The sequence below is a fragment of the Polaribacter sp. KT25b genome, from assembly GCF_900105145.1.
In the GTDB taxonomy this organism is placed as follows: Bacteria; Bacteroidota; Bacteroidia; order Flavobacteriales; family Flavobacteriaceae; genus Polaribacter.
The window spans coordinates 639,311-665,058 of record NZ_LT629752.1 but is presented as its reverse complement, the minus strand read 5'-3'; the positions used below and the strand labels follow the sequence as shown (position 1 = coordinate 665,058).

The 25,748-nt window shown below is 29.3% G+C and carries 13 protein-coding genes; 10 read left to right on the top strand and 3 right to left on the bottom strand.

The features are described 5' to 3' along the window. Positions 1–14: 14 nt before the first annotated feature. From BLT70_RS02600 to BLT70_RS02590, 3 genes are read right to left on the bottom strand one after another with little or no spacing between them, the layout of a single operon-like run. Positions 15–1,715: a hypothetical protein gene (locus BLT70_RS02600; RefSeq protein WP_157691828.1), complete on the bottom strand. Its 1,701-nt coding sequence runs from the start codon at positions 1,713–1,715 to the stop codon at positions 15–17. 31 nt (positions 1,716–1,746) lie between these two features. Next, positions 1,747–3,546 (bottom strand): RagB/SusD family nutrient uptake outer membrane protein, encoded by a 1,800-nt coding sequence (locus tag BLT70_RS02595; RefSeq protein WP_091891152.1) that lies wholly within the window; start codon positions 3,544–3,546, stop codon positions 1,747–1,749. A gap of 13 nt (positions 3,547–3,559) precedes the next feature. Next, entirely contained in the window at positions 3,560–6,640 is a 3,081-nt protein-coding gene (locus tag BLT70_RS02590) for a TonB-dependent receptor (protein ID WP_231962799.1), read from the bottom strand. Positions 6,641–7,092: 452 nt separating this feature from the next. Here BLT70_RS02590 and BLT70_RS02585 point away from each other — a divergent pair, with 452 nt between their 5' ends. The 10 genes from BLT70_RS02585 to BLT70_RS02540 all read left to right on the top strand — a co-directional run bounded on the left by BLT70_RS02585 (position 7,093) and on the right by BLT70_RS02540 (position 25,560). Beyond that, positions 7,093–11,220, top strand: a complete 4,128-nt coding sequence (locus BLT70_RS02585) for a hybrid sensor histidine kinase/response regulator transcription factor (protein ID WP_091891149.1) — start codon at positions 7,093–7,095, stop codon at positions 11,218–11,220. A gap of 113 nt (positions 11,221–11,333) precedes the next feature. Next, positions 11,334–12,644, top strand: coding sequence for a T9SS type A sorting domain-containing protein (locus tag BLT70_RS02580; RefSeq protein ID WP_091891146.1), 1,311 nt, complete (start codon positions 11,334–11,336; stop codon positions 12,642–12,644). A 190-nt stretch (positions 12,645–12,834) separates the two neighbouring features. Then, positions 12,835–14,385, top strand: coding sequence for a T9SS type A sorting domain-containing protein (locus BLT70_RS02575; protein ID WP_091891143.1), 1,551 nt, complete (start codon positions 12,835–12,837; stop codon positions 14,383–14,385). Continuing rightward, entirely contained in the window at positions 14,382–15,851 is a 1,470-nt protein-coding gene (locus tag BLT70_RS02570) for a sulfatase (RefSeq protein WP_091891140.1), read from the top strand. The genes BLT70_RS02575 and BLT70_RS02570 overlap by 4 nt, the downstream gene beginning before the upstream one ends. 12 nt (positions 15,852–15,863) lie before the next feature. Further along, on the top strand, positions 15,864–16,253 hold the full coding sequence (locus BLT70_RS02565) for a hypothetical protein (protein ID WP_091891137.1): 390 nt from the start codon (positions 15,864–15,866) through the stop codon (positions 16,251–16,253). Positions 16,254–16,526: 273 nt separating this feature from the next. Beyond that, positions 16,527–17,675, top strand: a complete 1,149-nt coding sequence (locus tag BLT70_RS02560) for a hypothetical protein (protein WP_157691827.1) — start codon at positions 16,527–16,529, stop codon at positions 17,673–17,675. Between the two features lie 19 nt (positions 17,676–17,694). Further along, complete coding sequence (locus BLT70_RS02555; protein ID WP_091891131.1) at positions 17,695–19,233, top strand: sulfatase; 1,539 nt, start codon at positions 17,695–17,697, stop codon at positions 19,231–19,233. Between the two features lie 8 nt (positions 19,234–19,241). Continuing rightward, on the top strand, positions 19,242–20,843 hold the full coding sequence (locus BLT70_RS02550; protein ID WP_091891128.1) for a T9SS type A sorting domain-containing protein: 1,602 nt from the start codon (positions 19,242–19,244) through the stop codon (positions 20,841–20,843). An 8-nt stretch (positions 20,844–20,851) separates the two neighbouring features. Beyond that, positions 20,852–22,234: a sulfatase gene (locus tag BLT70_RS02545; protein WP_091891125.1), complete on the top strand. Its 1,383-nt coding sequence runs from the start codon at positions 20,852–20,854 to the stop codon at positions 22,232–22,234. A 92-nt stretch (positions 22,235–22,326) separates the two neighbouring features. Further along, on the top strand, positions 22,327–25,560 hold the full coding sequence (locus BLT70_RS02540) for a glycoside hydrolase family 2 TIM barrel-domain containing protein (protein WP_091891122.1): 3,234 nt from the start codon (positions 22,327–22,329) through the stop codon (positions 25,558–25,560). Positions 25,561–25,748 lie beyond the last annotated feature (188 nt).

Below are 25,748 nucleotides of genomic sequence, written 5' to 3'. Positions count from 1 at the left end.
TTTTATTTTTACTGTTAAGGTCTTTCTTCAATTTCTATTAAAGAAAAATCATCTATATACATTTTTTGTGCTCCTGTTACTCCAACATTTAGTTGAGGATGTACTCTAAACGCCCATCTAGAATTGGTTTCTGTAACATCATCTGGTAAAACAAGTGTGTTAGTAATTAACTGCCAGCTACCTCTTGGTGTATTTTCTATATCCCAAACTTGTTGTAAAAAATTAGGTTTATTAATTTCTGTTCTAATAGCTTTAAGTGTATTACCTTCTTCTAACCAAACTCTGTAAGACATTTTGTAAGTTCCTGCTTTTATTGGATCTGGTTTAGAGAAAGCAAATCCCCAAAGATTAATACTTGGTAGTGGATTTGCATCTGTAGATTCAAATTTCATAGATGCATCACCTAAGTAAGATTTACTTGTATCTCTCATATAATAGCCTTCAGTATCACTTCCATCTATTTTATTTACATTTCCAATAAAATAATCTTGTGCAAATGCATTGTTAATAGCTCCATTTGGAGTTTCAAAACTTGCCCAACCGTTTCCTGGTAAAACATTATTTCCAAAATGAGGTACTACCGTTATTGGTGCTGTAAAATCTGCCAAAATTCTTTCATCTGTAGATTGAATAGAACCACCTGAATAATTAACTGTTATTACATCTGAATTATATATTGACTCACTTAGTTTTAGTTCTATATAGGTTCCGTCAGAATCGCTTCTTTTAGCTTGACTTACTGCTATGTTTTGATCAAAACCTTCATTTTTTACATTTACTGTAAAGAAACTTTCTTGACCTGTAAAATCTTCAATTTCTCCTGTAACTTGAAAACTTAAAACCTCATCTTCTGCTTCTTTAATTTGCCCATTAATTTCAAAAGGTAAATCTGATTGTATTACTTTAACTTTTAAAGGAATAATTTTTTCTGCGGATGCAGTAGGAAATGAACCAAATCTATTAGAGGTAATTGTACCTGCATTATAAGTTCCTAATCTAAAGAATTTAATTATAGCAGATTCTCCATTACTAGTTGCTGGAGTTCCGTCTGGAATATTCCATTTTCTTGAATTTGGTCTACCTTCTACCGTTAAATCTTCGTAAGTTAATGAGGTTGCCGCCTTAACTTCTACAACAGGCCATTCTGCTTCATTATCTAAACTAGGCATGTCTTCGGCAGAAACTTCTAACTTAACAACACCGTCTTGTAAAATTCTAAATGCTGGTTCTATGTAACCAAAAACATCAAAAGTAAAAGTAGTATCTACTACATAAAGGTCTCCAACTTTTTTTGATGTATAGGTTCCTAAACTAGTTTCTCTAGTTACTGGACTAGAAAAAGTATTGTAAAGTCTAACTGTGTTTAATCCTTTTTTTCTAAAAAACACATGGGCTTTCTCATCCGAAGTAGTAATTTCATCATTTTTTATAAATAATGGTAAAGAATCATTTTTAGTAAACCCTTCTTCTAAAAACTTATTACCTTCTTCTATTTGCCATTCATGATCTATATAACCTTGAGATAAATCTAAAAAAGAAATATAGGTATCAATATTAATCAAATAGGCATTTTCTGCTGATTTATTTTGATCAAAACCAATAATCCAAGAGGTATCATTAATTTCTCCCGGTGCTGTATAATCTGCATATTTTTCATTACAACCTACTAAAACCAATAAACTTAGTAGAAGCGTTTTTATTATATATTTTTTCATTGTTGTTGTTTTAGAATAATTTTTTGATTTTTTAATCAATTTTATTATTAGATTCTACTTCTCTAGAAGGAATTGGGTAATAACCATGTTTATCTTCACTATAATTACTAGCAGATAAATCATATTCATAATCTACAGTAACCACTGCGTTAGAGCTATCTTCTGATACTGAAGGTGCATTTCCTTTCGTTTTTATTGCTCCGTTCTCATCAATATAATCGTAATTAACTCCGTAAAGTGTTAATGCCTCTAACTCTTTTAAACGGTCACCAAAACCATAATTATCAGATTTTTTCCATCTTTGAAAATCTAACCATCTAGCTGCATGACCTTCTGCTCCCATTTCTAATGGTTTTTCAACTCTCATAAAACGTTGCATCAATTCATCTGCTGTATACTCTGCATCTGTATCCTCTTTATCATACGTATAAGCTGTATCACCATTAGGCTTTCCTAATAAAACTAATCCCCATCTTTTTCTAATACTATTTATTAGTGTTAAAGCCCCATCAACATCACCTGTTTTAATTTTACATTCTGCTAAGTTTAATAGTACTCCTGACAATCTTAGTAAAGTTACATTTTTTGCAGAATATGCAGCACCATTTGGTATATCTGATTCTAAAGCCACAATATCATGATTGGAATATTTTTTCCACCATCCAAAGCCACCCCATTTTACTCCATTAAATGGAGGTGCAGTAACTAGGTGAGTTGGAACTTGATAATATGTAGTTTGCACATCTTCAACTACAGCTAACATAGAAGAAGCTCTTAGAGATACATTTCTTATTTTTTTAGTATTATCAAGTGGATCTATATAATAGTTTCTTTGATCTAAAGGATCTTTTTCTTCTGTTTTGTATGCATAAGCAACCCAAACTGGACTAGATGCGGTTTTTTGAGTATTACCTCTAGTATATAATGCATACGTATTTGTACCAGTTTCTCCATCCCAAGGACCATAACTTAAATCTACATTATCTGCTGTAAAATTAATCTCAAAAATAGATTCACTATTAAACTCACCAGCAGTAGTAAACATTTTCTCTAAATCTGTTTCTAATTGATAACCATGATTGTTTACTACATCATTATAATAAGTCATTGCACTAGTGTAATCTAGTTCGTTTAAATAAGAATCGCCTAATAATGCTCCTGCTGCACCAGCTGTTACTTTAGAGATATCACCATCTGGATATTCTCCATTTTTATATAAATTTTGATAAGCAAACTCTAAGTCTTCTCTAATAAACTTTAAAACATCTTCTGCATTTGATAAAGGCATACTGTATTCATCAAGACTTGTTGGCACTTTATCTCTTATAATAATGGCTCCTTTATTGTAAGTTGTGTATAAATTATAATGAAAAAGCCCTCTAAAAAACCTTGCCTGTGCCATTTGTGATGTCCAATCAGCTACATCTTCTTCTGTAATCTCTCCTTCAGATTCTAGACTCTCTAATGCTTCAATAACCTGGTTTGCTCTAAATATACCTGTATAATTAGTTTGCCACTTATCGTTTACTTCATCTGTTGTAGATGTATAAGTATGAATATAAAAGGTATTTGGTGATGCTGGTAAAGGTCTATCTAAACTAGGATACCCAAGATCTGACCTTAGCATTTCTTCTATAATATTAAATGTACTAGGGTTATATAACATTTTATAGGTTGCATGAAGCCCTGCCTGAGTTTCTTCTAAATTTCTCCAATAATTAGTTACATCAACTTCATTAGGATTGCTTTGATCTAAAAACTCATCACTACAAGAGGTTATAACACCTACTGTAAGAATTACTATTACTATTTTTAAAAATATATTTTTCATAATTATTTTGATATTAAAAATTGAAATTAATTCCTGCTAAATACTGAACAGAAACTGGCCCAGTTCCTTTATCTAAACCTCTTGAAGACACATTTCCACCAACTTCTGGGTTATATCCAGAGTAGTTAGTAAATGTTAATGGGTTTTGACTACTAAGGTAAATCCTCAATTTATCGATACCCAATTTTTTGGTTACCTCATCTGGTAAACTATATCCTAAAGTTACTTGCTTTAATCTTAAGTAAGACCCATTTTCTAACCATAAATCACTATATCCAATAAAGTTTCGATGATTTCTAATATCATCTCTATAAGCTGGTATGTTTGTTTCTGGGTTTGCTTCAGACCATTGGTAAATTAAATCTTTATGCCTTCCAAAGCCGTAAGCCCATGCATTAAACCCATTCATAATTTCGTGTCCAATAGCTGCGTACCAGTTCATTGAAAAATCAAAATTTTTGTATGTTGAAGCAAAATTATATCCTATTTCGAATTTAGGTAAACCACTTCCACTATATACTCTATCATCATCATCTAATTCATTATCACCATTTTGATCTATAAAAATAACATCTCCCATTTTAGCATTACTATCTATTTTTTGATATTCTGCTAATTTTTCTTCAGTATTTACTATACCGTTTGTTCTCCATAAATAAAATGCACCAGCTTCTCTTCCTACTTTATGGTAGGTTACTCTAGATTGATTTTGAGCTCTACCTACTAAACCTATATCATTTGTAGGATAAGAATCTGTATCTCCATTAATTTTTGTAATTTCATTTCTATTAGTAGCAAATGTACTTGACATTTGAAACCAAAGTTTACCTATTCGATGTCTATACCTTGCTGCCAATTCAACTCCATCATTTGTCATATTTCCAACATTTGCATAAATTCGAGCATTGTTACCTCCTCCAACAGAAGTAGGTAAAAAGATAGGAAATATCATATCTTCTTTATTTGTTGTATAGTACTCTGCACTTAAGGTAAGTTTGTTTTTAAAGAAACCTGCGTCTACACCTAAATTAAATTGTTTACTTGTTTCCCATTTAAGTAATGGATTTACAAAAGAGGTTTGTGTAGCACCATTTAAAAGTACTTCGCTACCTGTATCACCTACATAGTTAATATTAGATGTTACTGTACCAAGATAAGAATAAGGAGTAGCACGGTCATTACCAACAGTACCACGAGAAAGTCTTAATTTTAAACTATTAACAGTTCTTTTTAGTGGTTTCCAAAAGTTTTCATCAGAAATATTCCATGCAAAAGCAATTGAAGGAAAAACACCTAAGTTTAAATCTTCATCAAAAATAGAACTTTGATCTACACGAATACTAGTACTTAAATTATACTTACCTTTATAGCTATACTGTAAACGACCAATTTGACTTAACCTTGTTGTAGTATAATCAAAACCAGAACTTACCAACTGTTCACCAGTAGCACTATCTAAAACATTAAAATCAGGATTTGTATTTTCTGTTCTTCTAGCAGAAAATTGTTCAAAAGTTGTTTTTTCAGCAGTTAAAAACACCCCAAGATTTAAAGAATGATCTTGAATTTCTTTTTTAAAGTTTGCACCAACTTCACTATAAATATTAACTCTTTCATTACTACTATCTTCAATATAACTATTTGTAGGTTGAGTAAGAGCGTTTCCTGTTGAAGAATTTATAACTTCTTGATAAGGCACATCTATTTTACCTCTTGCAGTTGTATACGTTATTCCGACATTACCACTTAAACTAAAATTTTTATTTATATCATAATTAAGATTAAGAGAAGCGTTACCTCTTAAGGTTTTTAAATATTCTTTTGTCTTTAAACTCTCTACGACCCAAGTTAATCTCGTAGCATCATCACCATCATCTCCTAAGGTTGATGAATCGTCTAAGTCTAAACCATTTTGTAATGGACTATAAACAATAGCTTGAGATAACAGATTTGATCTTGGAATATCTCTTCTATCTAAAGACAAACCTACACTTGTTTGAGCTCTAAACTTCTCTTTATTATAAGTTGTATTAGATCTTACATTAAAGCGCTCATAAGCAGAATTCAACTGTAAACCATCTTGCTTAAACATTCCCATAGTAACATTATATGCAACTTCTTCTGTTCCTCCAGAAATACTTGTATTATAGTTATGTGTTTGTGCAAAATCATTAAAAATAATATCATTTAAATCTGTGTTATTTTGCAATAAATATGGGTTTCGCAATGTAGACGAACTATAATCTTCATCTAAAGTAGTTGTAGTATTTCTTTGAGTTACTATTTCTCTATATAATTGCTCTGTAGAATTCATTAATGGAACCGCAGCATTTCTTACTTGCACAGCAGAAGTACCATTAATTCTAATTTTAAGTGTACCAGCTTTACCTTTTTTTGTTGTAATTAAAATTACACCTGTAGCACCACGTGCACCATAAATAGCTGCAGAAGCTGCATCTTTTAAAACATTTATAGTTTCTATTTCACTTGGTGGTATTCCAGGATCTCCATCTTGTATAATTCCATCAACTACATATAGAGGTGTATTATCGTCTCCTACAGAAGTAATACCACGTATTAATATTTCTGCACTTCCACCTGGTGTAGATGAAGAAACAATATTTACTCCAGATATTTGCCCTTGTAAAGCAGCTCCTAAATCTGAGGTAACAATTTTTTCTAGCGCCTCGGCATCAACTCTTGCTACAGCACCAGTTAACTCTTTCTTTTTAACAGTTCCATAACCAATTACTACAATTTCTTCTAAACTTTGTACATCTGCTACCATAGACACATTTAAAGTAGGTCCTTTAATTTTAATAGCTTTCTCCTTCATACCTAAATAACTAAAAATAAGTATATCTCCAGATTTAGCTTTGATCGAATAGTTTCCATCAAAATCTGTAGAAACACCATTTTGTGTTCCCTTTACAACCACAGAAACACCAGGAATCGGCATTTTATCTTCAATATCGCTAACTGTACCTTTTACTGTTATCGTCTGTGCAAATGTTGTGAAACTGAGCATTAATAGAAGTAACAACAACAAGCCATTAACCTTCTGTTTTTTTAATAATAAATTTAAAATTTTCATTTAATTACCTTTAATTTTTAAATTAATATTTTCTAGATCTTAATAGTTTAATAGTTTTTTAACAGATTTTGAACCATTAAAATCGATATGTAAATTAACAAAATCTTAAGATTTCAATTTTTGTTATAATTATCTCATACTTGCAGTATTTTATCTTAATTATTTAGCCTATTGATATTTTTAAGCTAAAAATCGCTTATTTTTACTTTAAAGCATTTGCAAGACACTTTTTTAAATTTATATTTGTATTTATTAACCTATTATTTTTAATCACTTTTTAGCACTGGTTATATGTAAACTCATTACTATTTATTTCTTTTTTTTTTCTGATTTTTTTTTAATAAAAACAAAATCTAAAATGCTTTTTTAAAAATTATCACATTAGTACAACTACTTATTTATTAATACAAACTGTAGTATATTAGTCCAATTATAAGTCTTAAAAAAACCTAATGATAAGAAAGTTTAATATATTGTTTCTGCTTTTACACCTAAGCATACACACTATTTATGCTCAAGAATCTAAACTAACATTTGCAAAAAAAATAACAATATCAAATGGTTTAGCTCATAATGGTGTTTCTTCTGTTTTTGAAGATTCTAACGGGTTTTTATGGATTGGAACATATGAAGGTCTTAACAAATATGACGGCATAAAACTAACTACTTATAAAAATGCTATTGACTTAGACATTTTAACAAGCAATAGAGTAAGATCTATTTCTGAAGATAAAAACAAAAACCTACTAATTGGCACAGACGAAGGTTTAACAATTTATAACACCGAACGAGAAACTTTTTTTAAAGCATACACTAATAAGGACTCAAATGACGAAGAAAATGGCCCAATTATTAGAAAAATCCTTATTAGTAAAAAAAACAGTTTAATTTATTGTCTTACAGAAGGAAATGGTGTTTTAGTTTTTGATGCAACTTATAAATTAGTAAAAAAAATATTTACTTCAACCAAGTATTCTAGCAATCTAATGTTTTACAAAGCATTAGAATTAGAAAATGGAAACATTATTTTTTCAAGCTCAGAAGGTCTTTTTCTTTACAAAGTTTCTTCGGATAATAAAATTGAAAAAATTCTCTCGTCAGAAATCACAGCTTCTAATTTTATTGTAAAAATCGATGCTACAAATTTTCTATCAACTCTTAATAATGGTCTTGCTGTTTTTTCTTTAAATAAAAACAATGAGTTTATATTAAAGAAAAAAATCTTTATCAATGATAATTTTAATAGCATAAAATTAGATTCTAAAGGAAATTTATGGCTAGGAACATTAAATGATGGAATTCTTCAAATAGAAAACTTTACATCTGCTTTAAAGAATGATTTTAAAGAACCTTTTAAAGAGAAAAGATTTACCGATAATTTAAATAGATTAAGAATTAGCCGCATTATTTCTTCATCTAATAATAATATTTGGGTGGGTACTTTTGATGAAGGTCTATATCAATTCAACATCAAAGAAAACCCTTTTAAAACATATAAAAACAATGAAAAAAACATAAATAAAGTTTTAACCACTGGAGTTAATTTTATGTCTAAATATGATAAAAACAGAGTTTTTATCGTTACTATATCTGGAAATCTAAATTTATTTAATACAAAAACAAATACATTTGATACTTTACCTTTTAAACTACCAAAAAACTTTAAAATTGGAGGAGTTTTTGTTGATAGTAAAAAAAATATATGGTTAAAAGTTAATGAAATTGATGGCTTATATATTGTTAGAAATAAAAATAACACCCTCGAAAAAATAACACATAAAAGTTTAGAAAATTCTGACGGATTCTTATTTAGATCTTTTTCTGAAGACAAAGAAGGAAATATTTGGATAGGTACAAGTAATAATGTCTATAAAATTACAGTTGATAAAAACACTATTATTAAAAATATTGAGTCTTTAAATTCTAATCCTTTTTTTAAAAAAAATAAATTAAAAACTATTAGATATATTTATGCAGATCATCTAAAAGAGTATATTTGGATTGGTTCTGGTCATGGTTTTTTTAGATTAGAAAACAAAAAAAATGTTGCTTTAAAAAATCAAATTGCAGAAAAATACACTACTAATAAAGAAAAGAAAAACTCGATTTCTAGCAATTTTGTAACATCAATAATTCGTTTACCAAATGAAGAACTTTGGATTTCTACCGAAAACGGCGGAATTTGTAGAGTTCTAGAAAACGGAACTTCCTTAGAATTTATTCCTTATACAGAAAAAGAAGGTTTATCTAATAACGCAGCAAAAAATATTTTATACGATAATGAACATGGCCTTTGGATTCCTACCAACATCGGACTTAATAAATTTGATTTAAAAAGTAAGCAATTTAGAAAATTTAATTTAGCAGATGGTTTACCTTTTGAAGACTTTTGGTTTACATCAGAAAAATTAGAAAATGGGGTTTTATTATTTTCTGGCCTAAATACATTTAGCTATTTTAATCCGCAAGAAATTAGTAAAAGTGAAGAATTGCCAAATACCTATTTAAGCAATTTTAAAGTTTTTAATAAACTTATAAAATCTGGTGACACTTTAAACAATAGAGTGTTACTTAATGAAAACATTTCTAAACAAGAAAGAATAGTTTTAAATTATGATGAAAATGTTTTTTCTTTTGAGCTGATTAGTCTTCATTTTTCAAACCCCAAAAACCATACAATTAAATACAAATTATCTAAAGTAAATAAAGATTGGATTATATTACCATCTAACGAAAACATTATTAGATATAGTGGTTTACAACCAGATAAATATGAGTTTACGTATATGGCTTCTAACTCTTTAAATGAATGGTCTGCGCCTAAAAAGTTATTTATTACAATTACGCCTCCTTTCTGGAAAACCTATTGGGCATATTTTGGGTATTTTGTTTTACTTGTTTTATTTATTTATGCTATTGTGTTTTCAATTACTAAAATTCAATCTTTACATCATAAAGTAACTATAGAAAAGCTAGAATTAGATAGTATAAAAGAATTAAATGAGTCTAAACTACGCTATTTTTCTAATATTTCGCATGAAATAAAAACTCCAATAACACTCATAACTAATCCAATTGAGACGCTTACCGAAAGATATAAAAATAATTTAGATGTTTCTGAAAAACTTGGATTAGTAAAAAGACAATTAAAAAAAATTAAGCAATTAGTAGATCAAGTTCAAGATTTTAGAAGAGCAGATGCTAATATGCTTAAAATGCATTATTCTAGATTTAACTTTAATAAATTTATAGATCAACTCGTTAAAGATTTTGACTTTTTAGCTAAAAAAGATCAAAAAACATTTAGTTATTCATCAAAAGAGAAAAACATAATTGTATCTGCTGATAAAGATAAAATTGAGAAAATTATAAACAACTTAATTAGTAATGCTTTTAAATACACCAGAGCAAACGATACAATAAACATTGATTTTAGAAGCAATGAAAAAGATTTAACGATTACTGTTTCAGATTCTGGAATGGGAATTGACGAAGAAGATTTAGAACATGTTTTCGAACGCTTTTATCAATCGCAATCTATACAAAAAGAACATATTTCTGGTTCAGGAATTGGTTTGGCTTTTACTAAAAAGTTAGTAGAAATGCATTATGGCTACATAAAAGCAGAAAGTAAAATTAATAAAGGTACAACCATTACAATTCAATTACCAATTGTAAAAATACAAATTGAAGAAGATGAAATTATCGATGAAGTAATTGAACTTCCAGAAGAAAAAGAGATTAAAATTGATAAACAATTTATTAAACAAGAAATATTATCAGACATAAAAGTAAGTGGTGATTTTTCTGATACACTAATTTTTTATGCAGAAGATAATCTAGAAATGAGAAATTACGTCTCAGATATTTTATCAAAATACTTTAAAATTAAAGTTTTTAGAAATGGCCAAGAATGTTTAGATGCACTTGAAGATGAGTGGCCAGATATTGTTATTAGTGATGTTCAAATGCCAGTTTTAAACGGTTTAGATTTATGCATTAGTATTAAATCTAACTTAAAAACTAGCCATATTCCTGTTATTCTTTTAACCGCTTTATCTAATATAGAAGATCATGTTAGAGGTATAAGAGACGGTGCAGATGCTTACATTAAAAAGCCTTTTAATGTGCAACGTTTAGTAACAAATGTCGAAGCTTTGTTAATTAATAGAAAACAATTAAGAGAACGGTTTCAAGTTGGTATTCCTTTAACAAAAGAGAATAATAAAAATAACAGAAACGATAATGCTTTCTTAGAAAAGTTATACAGTATTATAGAAGAAAACTTAGACAATCAAGATTTTGATATCAATAGCCTTTCAAGAGAATTGTATTTAAACAGAACACATTTTTATCAAAAAGTAAAAGAATTAACCAATCAAACACCTTTTGAAATTTTAAAAACTTATCGTTTAAAAAAAGCTGCACAATTATTAGCACAAGAAAAATTACCTGTAAATGAAGTTTTTTTAATGACAGGGTTTAAAAACAGACATCATTTTTCTAAAACTTTTAAAAAAATGTATAATGTTTCGCCAAGTAAATTTGCAGAAGAAAAAAGTGAAGAACATACTTCTTAATTTACTGTTATAAACAATATTTACAGATAGACACACCAAATTTACCCTAAGTACCTTCTTTTAGTGCATATAATTTTTACTTTGAATATAAATAAATTTATAAACTTTTAAAGATGAGAAAAGAAATACTTAAAAAAGGATTGCTACTAACCATTGCTTTATTTGCTTTTCAAATAAATGCTCAAAAATTTACGTTTAGTACTGGATTAGAAGGTTGGAGTACAAATTATGGAAATAACGGAACCGTAGAACATGCACCTACAGAAGGTACGGCAAATGATGGTGCATTAAAATTAATAAGAGCTACAGATAATGCCAACTTTGGTATAAAACCAACACCTGGTGTAGATGCTTCTGTTAAAAAATATATTAAAATAAAATATAAAAACTCTACTACTGCTACAGTCTTAAGAATTGGTGGTAAAAATGATGAAACTACTCCAATAAAAACAAACTCTGGTGGTACAATAGACATTAATATTTCTCCTAGTTTAGATGAATATGTTATTACTTATATTGATATGAGTATTTACGATCTTTGGAAAGGAGAATTAACAGATTTTAGTATAGCTGTTAGAAAAAATGTTGCTAATGAAGCGTCTGGATCTGCTTTTTACTTAGATGAAATAGAGTTTCTAGAAACTGCACCTGCAGTAACTTATTCAGAGTTTATACAAAACCCTAGTTTTGATGGACCTTCTGGAATTACTCATATAAGTGGAGTAAAAGATTTTGCATCAAGAGTAATTACATCAACAGAAAAACACGATGGAGACCAAAGTTTGAAAACAACATTCTCTACGGATGCAAGTGCTCCTTACTGGGCTTTTAGCGACTATGTAAAAACATACACAACAAAGTATCCTGTAGATTCTGATATTCAAATAAAAATGTGGGCAAAAACGAATAGAACTAATCCTATTACGATATCTGCTAGAGTAAAACTTTTTGATGGTGGTGAAGAAACTGCAACCAAACCAATTGCAAATGTAACTACAACTAATACTAATGGAGAATGGGAAGAATTAACTTTTGATATTAAAAACGTTGAAGAGTTTGATGGAATTGTATTTTGGTTTGGAATAAATTATGTAGAAGGTGAAGCTACAAATTTATTAGCAGGAGACATTGTTTATTTAGACCAAATGACTGCAAATATAACAGAAGCTACACTAAAATTAGATAACAATATTTTAGATAGAGTTAGCATTTATCCAAACCCTGTTGTTTATGGGAAACTAAATATTAATACTGTAAATGGTGGTGAAATTTCTTTATTTAATATTTTAGGAGCAAAAGTATTAACAAGTAAAGCAGTTACTAAAAATCATTCTTTAGATACTTCAAATTTAAAATCTGGCGTTTATTTATTAAACGTTGTTTCGAATGGAAAGTCTTACACACAAAAAATAATTATCAAGTAATATATTTTTAACCAAATCACTAAAAAACTCTTAAAGCTAATGTTTTAAGAGTTTTTTTTGTTGAAAGTTTCTCTTTTTATACACAAAATTACTAAAAAGCACATTATATGTATCTCTAAGCACTTACATTTATTAGAATGTAGATATTTTCGATTTAAATTAATACAACTCAAAAAAAACTTTTTATTTAATGAAAACTACTAAAATGTGTTTTACGTTTCTTTTGATCATGAATTCATTGCAATTGTTTTCTCAAATAGATAATGAATCTAATTTTTACACTTCAATTAGTAACGCTAACTACAATAAAGATTTAGTAGAAGACTTTGCGGTAGATAATAGTTTTTCTACAGATGATAGTTCAATTTTACAAAATGCCATAGATGTTATAGCTGCAAACGGTGGTGGAATTTTAACTATTCCGGCTGGAAATTATTCATTTGGCAATATTAATTTAAAATCTAATGTTCATTTAGATATTCATAAAAATGTTTTTATTAGGTCTTTTTATGAAATTCCTTTTGATGAAAAACTTAAAAACTATGCAATTTTTAAACTAGGAGACTCAACAAATCCTATCCAAAACGTAACAATTTCAAGCTCTTCTGGAGGTAACTTTACAGTCGATTTAACACATAATAACAACCCAAATGTTGCAGTAGTAAATTGCGGTAAAGTTTCAAATTTTATTATAGCTAATTTTAATATTTTAGATACATACACTAAATTTTCGGCAGTAATTTTTGGTGGAGATGAGTATAATGGAGAATATATATTTCCAAAAAATGGAATCGTTAAAAACATCGACATAAAAAATGCTCATTATGGTTATGGAACTGTACAAACCCAATCTGCAGAAAATATTTTATTCAAAAATTTATCAGGAACTGGTGGCGCAACTTTAAGGTTAGAAACAGGTTTTACTGGTTTAAACAATCTACAAGGATCAAATTTACCTACAGGTGTAAAACGAATTGGCGGAATTGATAAAATAGTTGCTAGAAATATTTATAACACTAATGGCAATTCTGCATTAATGATTTCTCCACATGCATTACATAATGGTACAGTAGATGCAGAAGAAATTCATAGTGTTAGTTCTGGTTTTGCAGTTAGAATAGAAGCTGGTTTTGTTTCGGACAAATACGATCAAGATATTAGTTTATCAGATGGTACTTTTGAACATGTAAAGGTAAAAAGCGTTACTGCCACTTATGGAGAAAATGCAGAAATAAAAGCAAAACATTTTAATCATTATCCATCAGAAATTACTCCTCCAACAAAATTAGCTAATTATCTTATTGAAGATGAAACTAAGATTTATGTTGGTGCTTCTATAGCAACTGTGTTAGCAGAAACAAATTATAATTGTAAAAATAATGTAAAAATAGTTCTTGTAGAAGCACCTATTGAAGGAACTGGTTTTTTATATCAAGAAAACATAATTCCTGCAGAATTTTTAACTACAGATTGCACTGCTTTATCTACTGATGAACAACATTTAAATGAAAATTTAGTTGAAATTTCCCCAAATCCTGCTTCAAATTCAATTTTTATAAATCACCTTAAAAAAAATAAAAACATAAATATTTACTCACTTTCTGGACAACTTATTAAATCGATAAAAACAAGCTACAATTCATCTTTAAAACTAGATGTTTCAAATTTAATATCAGGAATATACTTTATAAAAATCGTATCAGAAAATAATTCTATAACAAAGAAAATAATAATTAAATGAGAAAAATCAAACTACTTATTTTAGTTACTTTAATAGCAATTTCCTTTGCTAATTGCTCTAAAAAGCAAGAAGAAACAGCTAAAAAAATAAACAATACAAACAAACCCAACATTATTTTATTTGTTGCTGATGATCATGGTTTAGACGCCATTGGTGCTTACGGAAACCCGATTATTAAAACACCGAATTTAGACCAATTAGCATCCGAAGGTGTAAAGTTTACAAATGCTTATTGTACAAGCGCAAGTTGTGCCGCAAGTAGATCTGTAATTCTTTCCGGTAAATTCGGACACGCAACAGGTTCTTATGGTCACGTTCATGATTATCATCATTTTAGTACGTATGAAACAGAAACTTCATTGCCAATAATTATGGCAGAATCTGGGTATGAAACGGCACGAATTGGTAAATATCATGTAGCTCCAGAAAAAGTCTATCATTTTAATCAGGTATTAGAAGCAGACCCAAGAAACACCGTAGAAATGGCAGAAAATTGTGCAGATATTTTAAAGTCTGACAAACCATTTTTCTTATATTTCTGTACAGATGACCCACATAGAGGACATCCTTTTGAACCAGAAGAATGGGATATTCCAAACAATTTTGGAAATAAAAAAGAAGGCTATAAAGGTGTAGAAACAATAACATATAATCCAGAAGATGTTTTGGTTCCGTCGTTTTTACCAGACACAAAACAAACAAGAGAAGAAATTGCAGAATACTACCAAAGTGTTTCTAGAATTGATCAAGGTTTTGGAAAATTAATGAAAATGCTTAATGATACTGGTAAAGACAAAAACACAATTGTTATTTATATCTCTGATAACGGAATGGCTTTTCCTGGCGCAAAAACTACGGTTCATGAACCAGGCATTAAATTACCTTGTATTATAAAAGACCCTACAAAAAATATAAAAAATGCTACTAATACAGCAATGATTTCTTGGGTAGATTTAACACCTACAATTTTAGATATGGCAAAAATTGAGTATCAAAAAGAAAACTTTCATGGTACATCTTTTAATTCTATTTTAGATAAAAGCAAAGTTACTGGTTGGGATGAAATTTATGCTTCTCATACTTTTCACGAAATTACAATGTATTACCCAATGCGAGTTGTAAGAAGTAAAAACTATAAACTTATTTGGAATATTGCTTGGCGATTAGAATACCCTTTTGCATCAGATTTATGGGCTTCTTCTACGTGGCAAAGTATTTACAAAAACGATATTGAATATTTTGGTCCTAAAAAAGTACAAAATTTTCTTTTTAGACCAGAATTTGAATTATATGATTTAGAACAAGATAAAAATGAATTAAATAATCTCGCATATAAATCAGAATTTCACAAGGTTTTAGAAGATATGAAAACCAAAATGAAAGATTTTCAAACAAAAACTCAAGATCCTTGGAAAATAATGTGGAATCATGATGCAACTTTACAAGGAAGTGGTGTTCATTTATAAAAAAAACAAATTATGATTTTAAAAAATAAACTACAGTTTTTAGTATTCGCTTTTTTGCTGCAAATACTGCATATAAATGCAATAGAAGTAATTAACATAAAGCATACTAATAAAGATATTACACCAATAATTAGAGAAGCCATTAGTTGTGCAAAAGAAAAGGAAATTAAAATAATTTTCGAGAAAGGAATCTATACTTTTTTACCAGAATATGCACATACGCAGTTTTCATTTATAACTAACCATGGAAATGGATACAAAAGTATTGCGTTTCGTTTTCAAGATTTTAATGAGATAGAAATTGAAGGAAATGGTTCTGAATTTATTTTTAACGGAAGAATGGCGCCTTTTCAATTCGAAAACTGTAATAATATTAAAGTACAAAATATTACTATAGATTGAAAAATTCCTTTCATTTTTGAAGCAGAAGTACTATCAACAAACAGAAAGGAAAATTATATAGACTTAAAACCTTTAGTTGATGGCTATTCGTGGAAGTTTAAGAATAATCAAATAACTTTCCCAAATATAGATGAATTTAAATTTCACGAATTAGGTCATACTCATTGTTTTGACCCTATAACAAAATCTACTTTCTACGGATCTTTTGGTTTGCACTTAAATCCAGATAAAGTAGAAAAATTAAAAAATGGTGTTTTTAGATTTTATCAAAAAATGAAAGAGTTCCCTCCTATTGGCGCTATAATTGCAGCTAAAGGAGACAAAGACTTAAATAGATATGCACCTGGTTTTCAGACTCAAAATTGTAAAAACGTAGTGTACGACAATATAATTATTCACCACGCATTAGGAATGGGATTTCTTTTTGAAAGAACAGAAAATATTAAAATTTTAAACTCGGGGGTTTACACAAGAGATGGATCTGATAGATATATTTCTAGCACTGCAGACGCTACACATTTTGCAAATTGTAAAGGTGATATTTTAATTGAAAACTGCAGAATTGAGAGTATGTTAGATGATGGCACAAACGTACACGGAACCTATGTAAAAATTGATGATATTGTTAATGAATATACTGTAAGAATTGCTTTACATCATTTTGAGCAAATGGGTTTTCAGTTTGCAGATAAAGGAGATGAAGTTTGGTTTATACAAAAACCAAGTCCTAAAAGAGGAGTTGTAAATGAAGTTGTAAAAGTAAAATTTATAAACGAAAAATACTCTGAATTAACTTTCAAAAATAAGATTCCTACAACGCTATCCAAAGAAGATATTTTAGAAAACAAAACTTGGAATCCTACTTTTACAATGCGAGGTTGTCAAGTTACCAAACACAGAGCTAGAAATGCTATGATTAAAACACCTTTAAAAATTGTAATAGAAGATAATTATTTTTCTTCGGATATGTCTTCGATTGGTTTGCGTGGAGAAACTTTTAAATGGTATGAATCTGGAGCAGTTGGCGAAGTTATTATCAAAAATAATCATTTTGTAGATTGTGCACATGGCGGCACAGATGATGCTGTTTTATGGGTTTCACCTAAACTAAATAAAGATTTTAATCAATCAGAAATTTACGATAGCAATATCATTTTTGAAAACAATGTAATTGAAAGTTTTAATAGTAGAATTGTTTGGATAGACCGTTTAGATGGTTTAATTTTTAGAAATAACACCATTAAACAAACAAAAACATCAAAAAGTCTATTTCCTAATGCACCTTTATTCGATATTTTTAATAGCAAAAATATTTCTATCAGTAACAACAAAGTAGAAGGTTTTGTAGAAAACACTAAAATTAATGCTGATAATGCTTCTAAAAAAACATTAAACACAAAAAATAATAAAGGTATTAACTAAAGATAAAAAGCATCTAAAAATGAAATTAATAAGTAGTCAAAATACTCTAAAATATTGTTTTTTATTAATTCTAGTAGTATTTTTTAGTTGTAAAACACAACAGAAAAACACATTAAAAAAAACAAAAACTAGACCAAACATTCTATTTTTTATTGCTGATGATGCTTCTATGAAAAGCTTTGGTGCTTATGGAGACACTTTTATAAATACACCAGCAATAGATAACCTTGCAAAAGAAGGATTGGTTTTTAACAACGCCTATAATTGTAACCCTAAATGTGCGCCCGCAAGAGCTTCTTTAGTAACAGGTATGTATAGTTGGCAATTAAAAGAAGCTGCAAATCACTGGCCAAACTTTCCGGCCGAATTTAAGTTTTACCCACATTTATTAATGGAAAAAGGCTACGATGTTGGTTTTACAGGCAAAGGTTGGGGACCAGGAGATTATGCTACAAAATACAATCCGGCAGGTCCAGAATTTAATCAAATTAAATTAACACCACCACATAAAGGAATTAGCAATGTAGATTACGCAGCAAATTTTGAAAAATTTTTAGCTGATAAAACTGATAAAACTGGTACTCCTTTTTGCTTTTGGTTTGGCACAAAAGAACCTCACAGAGTTTACGAATTAGATTCTTGGAAAAAAGAAGGAAAAAATTTAGACAAGGCAGAAATTCCGCCTTTTTACCCAGATAACAAAACCATAAGAGGCGATGTTTTAGATTATGCGGTTGAAGTAGAATGGTTTGACACCCATGTTGGAAAAGCAATAAAATCCTTAGAAAAAAGAGGATTATTAGAAAATACTTTGGTATTTATTAGTTCAGATCACGGAATGCCTTTTCCTAGAGTAAAAGGACAATTGTACGAAGAAGGTTTTCATGTACCACTTATTGCTTATTGGAAAGGAAAAATATTAGCAGGCAGAACTGTAGATGATTTTGTAAACTTCCCAGATTTTGCGCCAACTTTTATGGAAATTGCTGGCGAAAAACCAGACAAGCAAATGACTGGTAAAAGTTTTATAGATATTATTTTTTCTGATAAATCTGGCCAAATTGATTCAAAAAGAGACCATGCATTATTAGGTAAAGAAAGACATGATCTTGGTCGAGCAAACGAAGATGGTGTAAACTTAGCATATCCTGTTCGTGCCATCAGAAATAGCAAATATTTATATGCTCATAATATTAAACCAGAACGTTGGCCTGTTGGAAATCCAGAATACGGATTTAGAAACGTAGACCCATCTCCTACTAAAGATTACTTGGTAAATTTAAAACCAGAAAATAATTTTTACGAAATGAGTTTTGGTAAAAGACCAGAAGAAGAGTTATACAATATTCTTACAGATCCGCATTGTTTAAAAAACTTAGCATTGTTACCAGAGTACAAGGATACTTGTAAAAAATTACGTACTCAAATGGAAGCTGAATTAATTAGTCAAGGCGACCCAAGAACTCTTGGCAATGGAGATGTTTTTGACAACTATCCTTATACTGGGAAAGCGTATGATTATATAAATAAAAGAGTCATTCAAAAACAGAAAAAATAAAATCAAAAATGATTAAAAAGAATATAATATTAATCTTTTGTCTGTTCTTATCTGGGTTTATATTTTCTCAAAATCCAATTGATAGAGTGCTACCTGCGGATAGTTATTTTTACAACCCAACAATTAACACAGCAAATCAATTATCTTTTCCTAATGGAGATAACTCAACATCAGCATTACAAAATATGATAAATAGTTTATCTGCTTCGGGTGGAGGAATTTTAACCATAAATGCAGGTACTTATACTTTGGGACAATTAGATATGAGAACAGGTGTTCATATTCGTGTAAACCCAAACGTAGTCTTTAAAACTACACCTCAAGGTGCTTTATTTCAAGCAGGTTTTGATAATAATTTTGCCAATGCAAACAATTGGAGCTTTCAGAGTACAAATGGAGAAAAATTTACTTTTGATTTCTCTGATTTTGAACCTAATACTAATATTAGAGCTTTTCAATTAGGAAATACGAACAATTTTAAATTAGCAGATTTTATTATTTTAGACAATTACACAAAATTTAATGCAATTTCGGCTGGTGCAGTTGGTGATGCTAGCGAACCTGCATTATTTACTAAATTCGGAATAATAGAAAACCTAGATACTAAAAATGCACATTACGGATATGGATTAATTCAATTTCAAGTAGGACAAGATATTTTGTTTAGAAATTTATCTGGCGAAGGTGGCGTAACCTTAAGATTAGAATCTGGATATAGTGGTTTAGCAGATTTATATGTAACCGATAAAACACCAATTATAAATAATGTTTACGGTCGTAATATTTCATGTACAAACGGTGCACATGCGGTTATGTTATCTCCACATACCATAACACAAGGAATCGTAGATGTTAGAGATATTACAGGTATAAGTTGTGAGGCCGCGGTTTCTATAAACTTTGGTTTTTTATCTGCTGATAAAGGTCAAACAACACCAGACCATAGCGAAGGAACTTTTTCTGAAGATTCTGTTATAGCAAATGTTTTTGCTACTTATGGCACAGATGCCCAAGTTAGATCTGCTCGTTTAAGACATATTCCTTGCGCACTTAGAAATTATATTAGTGCAGAAAAAAATTTAGATGATGAATCTTACAAAGCACCATCTTTAGCACCTGTCTATTATTTGGCACTTGAAGATTATGTAAGCAAAAATAGTCCTGCTGGAAGTTATAAAATTGTTTTAGAAAATGTAACTCATTCAGGTTTTTCAGATGAAGTTAGAGCAGATGGATTAATTACAGATGGAGGAGAAAATGATTTTGAAGGTTGTGATATTAATGAATCTCCAATTTGGATAAAAGGAGATGATAAAAACACACCCAATCCTTTGCAAACAACTTATACAGCATTGTCATTAAGTGTAACTAATTTTATTGACACAAATGATATTGTTATTTATCAAGAGGAAAACACTAAAGAATTAATTATAAAAAGTAATTTAAAAGCAAACATTAAAATCTATAATTTAATAGGACAATTACTTAAAAATGTATCAAAATTAGAAACTAAAATAAGTATAAATCTTTCTGACATCCCTAAAAACATCTATATAATTCACCTAGAGTCTGATAAAAAAATAATCACAAAAAAAATAATTATTAACTAATTTACATCATGAATTACTTCGTAAAAAATAGCATTATAGTTGTTTCAATTCTTTGTATTTGCACTTTATTTTCGTGCAAAATCAAAGATCAAAAAGAAAATAATCAAAAAACTAATAACAAAAAACCAAACATTGTATTATTATTTGTTGATGATTATGGTTGGGCAGATATTGGTTACAGAAACGCAACTTTTACAACACCAAACTTAGATCAATTTAAAAAAGAAAGTTTAGATTTTACAAGAGCCTACATTCCTACTCCTACTTGTAGCCCAAGCAGATTATCTATTTTAACAGGTAAAGAAGCAGTACGATTAGAAATGTCTAGACACATACCAGAAGAAAAAGATTTTATTAATGAAGATTATAATGTTTGGCCAACAGATCCTGTAAAAAGACCTTCTATAAATTATTTACCTTTAGAAGAAATTACATATGCAGAAACCTTAAAAGATCTTGGTTATTACAATATGTTTATTGGTAAATGGCATTTAGGAGAAGGCAAACACTATCCAGAATATCAAGGTTTCGATAAAACTTTTGGAACTACAGATAACGGACATCCAAAGAGTTATTATTATCCATTTTTTAAAGATGGAGATCCAAAAGAGTTTCAAAAAAATTATAAAACAGGCGATTATTTAACGAATGTTTTAACAGATAGCGCAGTAAATTTTATCAAAAACTATGATAAAGCACAACCATTTATGTTGTCTTTTTGGTATTATTCTGTTCACGGACCATCCGTTGGTAGAAAAGATCTACTTAAAAAACATCAAGATGCAGGTTTAGAAGGAAAATATGCACATCATGCAGCAATGGTAGAAGCTATGGATGAATCTGTAGGTCGTGTTAGAAATGCTTTAAAAGAAAAAGGAATTGATGATAATACCGTAATTATTGTTTTTTCTGATCAAGGTGGCGCGTATACAAATGCTCCTTTATCTGGAGGAAAAAAAGGAGGAAACACCTTAGGTGAAGGTGGCGCTAGAGTACCCCTTTTAATTTCGTATCCTGGAGTTACAAAGCCAAATACAGAAACTGCAATACCTGTGCAATCTATAGATATTTATCCAACTTTAGTAGAAATTGCTTCGGGTAAAAAGTACGAAAACAAAGAAATTCAAGGTGTTAGTTTATTACCAATTTTAAAAGGTAAAACCATTAAAAAAAGAAATTTATATTTTTTTAGAAGTTATGAAGACCAATATGCTGCAGTAATTTCTAATGATTGGAAACTAGTAAAATATCATTCAGGAAAATTCGAATTATTTAATGTTACAAAAGATATTAGTGAACAAAATAATTTAATTGGTAAAGGTTTAGATGTAGAAAATATCTTAAAAAAAGATATAGAAAATTGGGAAAAGGAAGCAGTACCAGCTTATTAAAAATAAAATTTTTTAGTTGAAATTAATAGGATCTAGGTAAATTGTTTTTGACATTTAATTAGATCCTATTTATATTTATAAAATTATTTCTTATGAACAAACTACATGCAATCATTGTCTTTTTATTTGTGATATTTTCCCAGATTTCTTTTTCTCAAAACGATTGGGAAAACGAATTGATGTTTGAGCAAAACAAATTAAGATCAAGAGTACCAAGTTATTCTTTTATCAATCATTCAGATGCTTTAGAAAGAAATAGAGACAAAGCCAGAATGCAATCTTTAAACGGAACATGGAAATTCAATTTTGTAGAAAAATCACAAAACAGACCAACAGATTTTATCAAAAAAGATTTTAATGATGCAAATTGGAATGATATTCTAGTTCCTTCAAACTGGGAATTGCAAGGTTTTGGACAACCGATTTACACAAACATAATTTATCCTTTTACTCCAAATATTAAAAACGGAGGAAAAAGGAACTTTAATTATATGGGACCAAATCCTCCTCAGTTTCCGTTTATAGAAAAATATAGAGACAATCCTGTTGGTAGTTATTATAGAGATTTTACAATTCCTACAGAATGGAAAAATCTATCTGTAATTTTACATTTTGGTGGTATTTCTTCGGCGTTTTATGTTTGGGTAAATGGCAAAAAAGTTGGCTACAGCCAAGGAAGTAGATTGGCAGCAGAATTTGATATTACAGAGTTTTTATCTAAAGGAAAAAATAGAATTGCAGTTCAGGTTTTTAGATGGAGTGATGGTAGCTATCTAGAAGACCAAGACATGTGGCGTTTAAGCGGTATTCATAGAGAAGTACTGCTTTTAGCACAACCAAAAATTGCCTTAAACGACTTTTTTGTGAGAACAAAATTCGATGATAAATTAGAAAATGCAAAAATAGAAGTTCGTCCGCATTTATGGATAAAAGCAAATGAAGATAACTTAAAAGGATATACTATTTCTGCAGATTTATATGATGCTGAAAATAAAAAAGTAGTAGATAAATCAATGTCTTGTGCTATTGAAGATGTATTTTTTGAAAGATGGCCACAAAGAGATATTACGAAATTTGCATTTTTAGAAACAATAATTAAAAATCCAATAAAATGGTCATCAGAAAACCCATATTTGTACACATTGGTTTTTGATGTAAAAGATCCTTCAGGAAAAATCTTGGAATCTAGAAGTCAGAAAGTTGGTTTTAGACAAGTTCGTTTTAGTAAAGAAAATGAGTTGCTTATTAATGGAAAAGTAACAAAAATAAAAGGGGTAAACAGACACGATCATCATCCAATTAGAGGAAAAGCCTTGACTAGAAAAGATTTAGAAGATGATGTAAAATTGTTAAAGAAATTTAATTTTAATGCAGTAAGAACATCACATTATCCTAATGATCCTTATTTCTATGATTTATGTGATACATACGGAATTTATGTAATGGATGAAGCTAATGTAGAAACACATCATTTAGGAAGTTACGCACCACAACAACCAAGTTTGGCAATTCCTATTTTAAGTAGAGTAATGAGAATGATTGATAGAGATAAAAACCACGCATCTATAATTTCTTGGTCTATGGGTAATGAAGCAGGAACAGGACCTGCTTTTGCAGCAGCAGCAAGTTGGGCAAAAGATTATGATTCATCAAGATTTATACATTATGAAGGAGCGCAAGGAGACCCAACTCATCCAGCATATAAAGAAGGTGATGAAGGACAAAAAATGTTTAGAGGACCAGCTCATGCAAACCCAACAGACCCAAAGTATGTAGATGTATTAAGTAGAATGTATCCAGAGATTTATCAGCTAAAAGCAATGTCTGAAAGCAAATATATAAACAGACCAATAATTATGTGTGAATATGCACATGCCATGGGAAATTCTATTGGAGGATTAGGCGAATATTGGGATTTAATCAATTCTAAAAAGAATTTAATTGGTGGTTTTATTTGGGATATTAAAGATCAAGGTTTGGTTAAAAAAGATAAAAACGGGAAAGACTTTTTTGCTTATGGAGGCGATTTTGGTGATTATCCGAATGCAGGAAATTTCTGTATAAATGGTGTTTTTTCTGCAGATGGAAAGCCAAACCCACATGCTTGGGAAGTAAAATATATTCATCAACCTTTTAATTTTAAAGCTGTTGATATTAAAAACGGAGAAGTTTTAGCTATCAATCATTTAAATAAAACCAATTTAAATGAATACGATGTAAGATGGACATTGTCTGAAAATGGAAAGGAAATTCAATCTGGATTTTTACAAAATATTGATGTAAGGGCAAGTTCATCATCAGCATTAAATATTCCGTTTAAAAAAGTGCGTTTTAAAGATGAAAACGAATATTGGTTAAAAATATCTGTGCAAGAAAAACAAGCTACTTTTTGGGCGGCAAAAGGATATGAAGTAGCTAAAGAACAGTTGTTAGTTAGAGAAAAATTATCTGAGAACAACTATAGTTCGACATCTAAATCTAAACTTCAAGTAATTGAAAACACTGCTGATGTAGTTATTAAAACTAGAAAATACAGAGCTAAAGTTTCTAAAAAATCAGGAGAATTAACTTCATTTATTAAAAACGGAAAAGAACAAATTTTATCTCCATTAAAGCCTAACTTTTTTAGACCACCAATAGATAATGATTTGCGTGGCGCAAGTAGTAAAGATTTTAAAAAGTCTAGAGGCTATTGGGAGTTTTTAAATGAACAGTTAGAAATAAAATCGGTAAAAGTAATTACAGACAAAACCAACGAGACCAGAGTTATTGTTAAGAAAAATTATAAAGATGAGGTAAAACTTAATTTGGTTTATACTTTTTTAAGCGATGGTAGAATTGTTGTAAAAATGGATTTAGATGCAGAAGAAAGTTTACCAGGTTTGGTAAAATTTGGAGTTACTTTAGGAGTTTCTAAAGACTATAATACAACTACTTTCTATGGCAAAGGACCTAATGAAAATTACATTGACAGAAAAAGAGGTACAGAGGTAGATGAATTTACTTTTAAAACGGATGACTTATTTACAAACTATGTTTTTCCGCAAGAAAACGGAAATAGGTCTGATGTACGTTGGTTGCAATTATCAGAGAATAGAAATAATAATTTAAGAATTGAAGGAGCTTCTACTTTTGGGTTTTCTATTTGGCCATATTCGGCAGAAAACATTCAAAAAGCAAAACATCCCTTCGATTTAAAAAAGCAAGATTTTTATACACTGAATTTACATTTAATTCAAATGAGTGTAAATGGAACTTTATCAGAAACATTACCTCAATTTGTAATTCCTTCTGGCAAATATGAGTTTGAATTTATTTTGAACTAATAAAAAAAAATAACCCCGATAAAAATAATCTAATAAAAAACAGAAACTGTACTTTTTTCATTTAGAATAAATAAAAAGAATACGCCATAGAAAAAATTTTAATGAAACATCCTTTTGCATATAACATTATTAAAAATAGATTGCCGAAAAATTTAAAATCTCTGTATATCCAACAAATATTATTATTG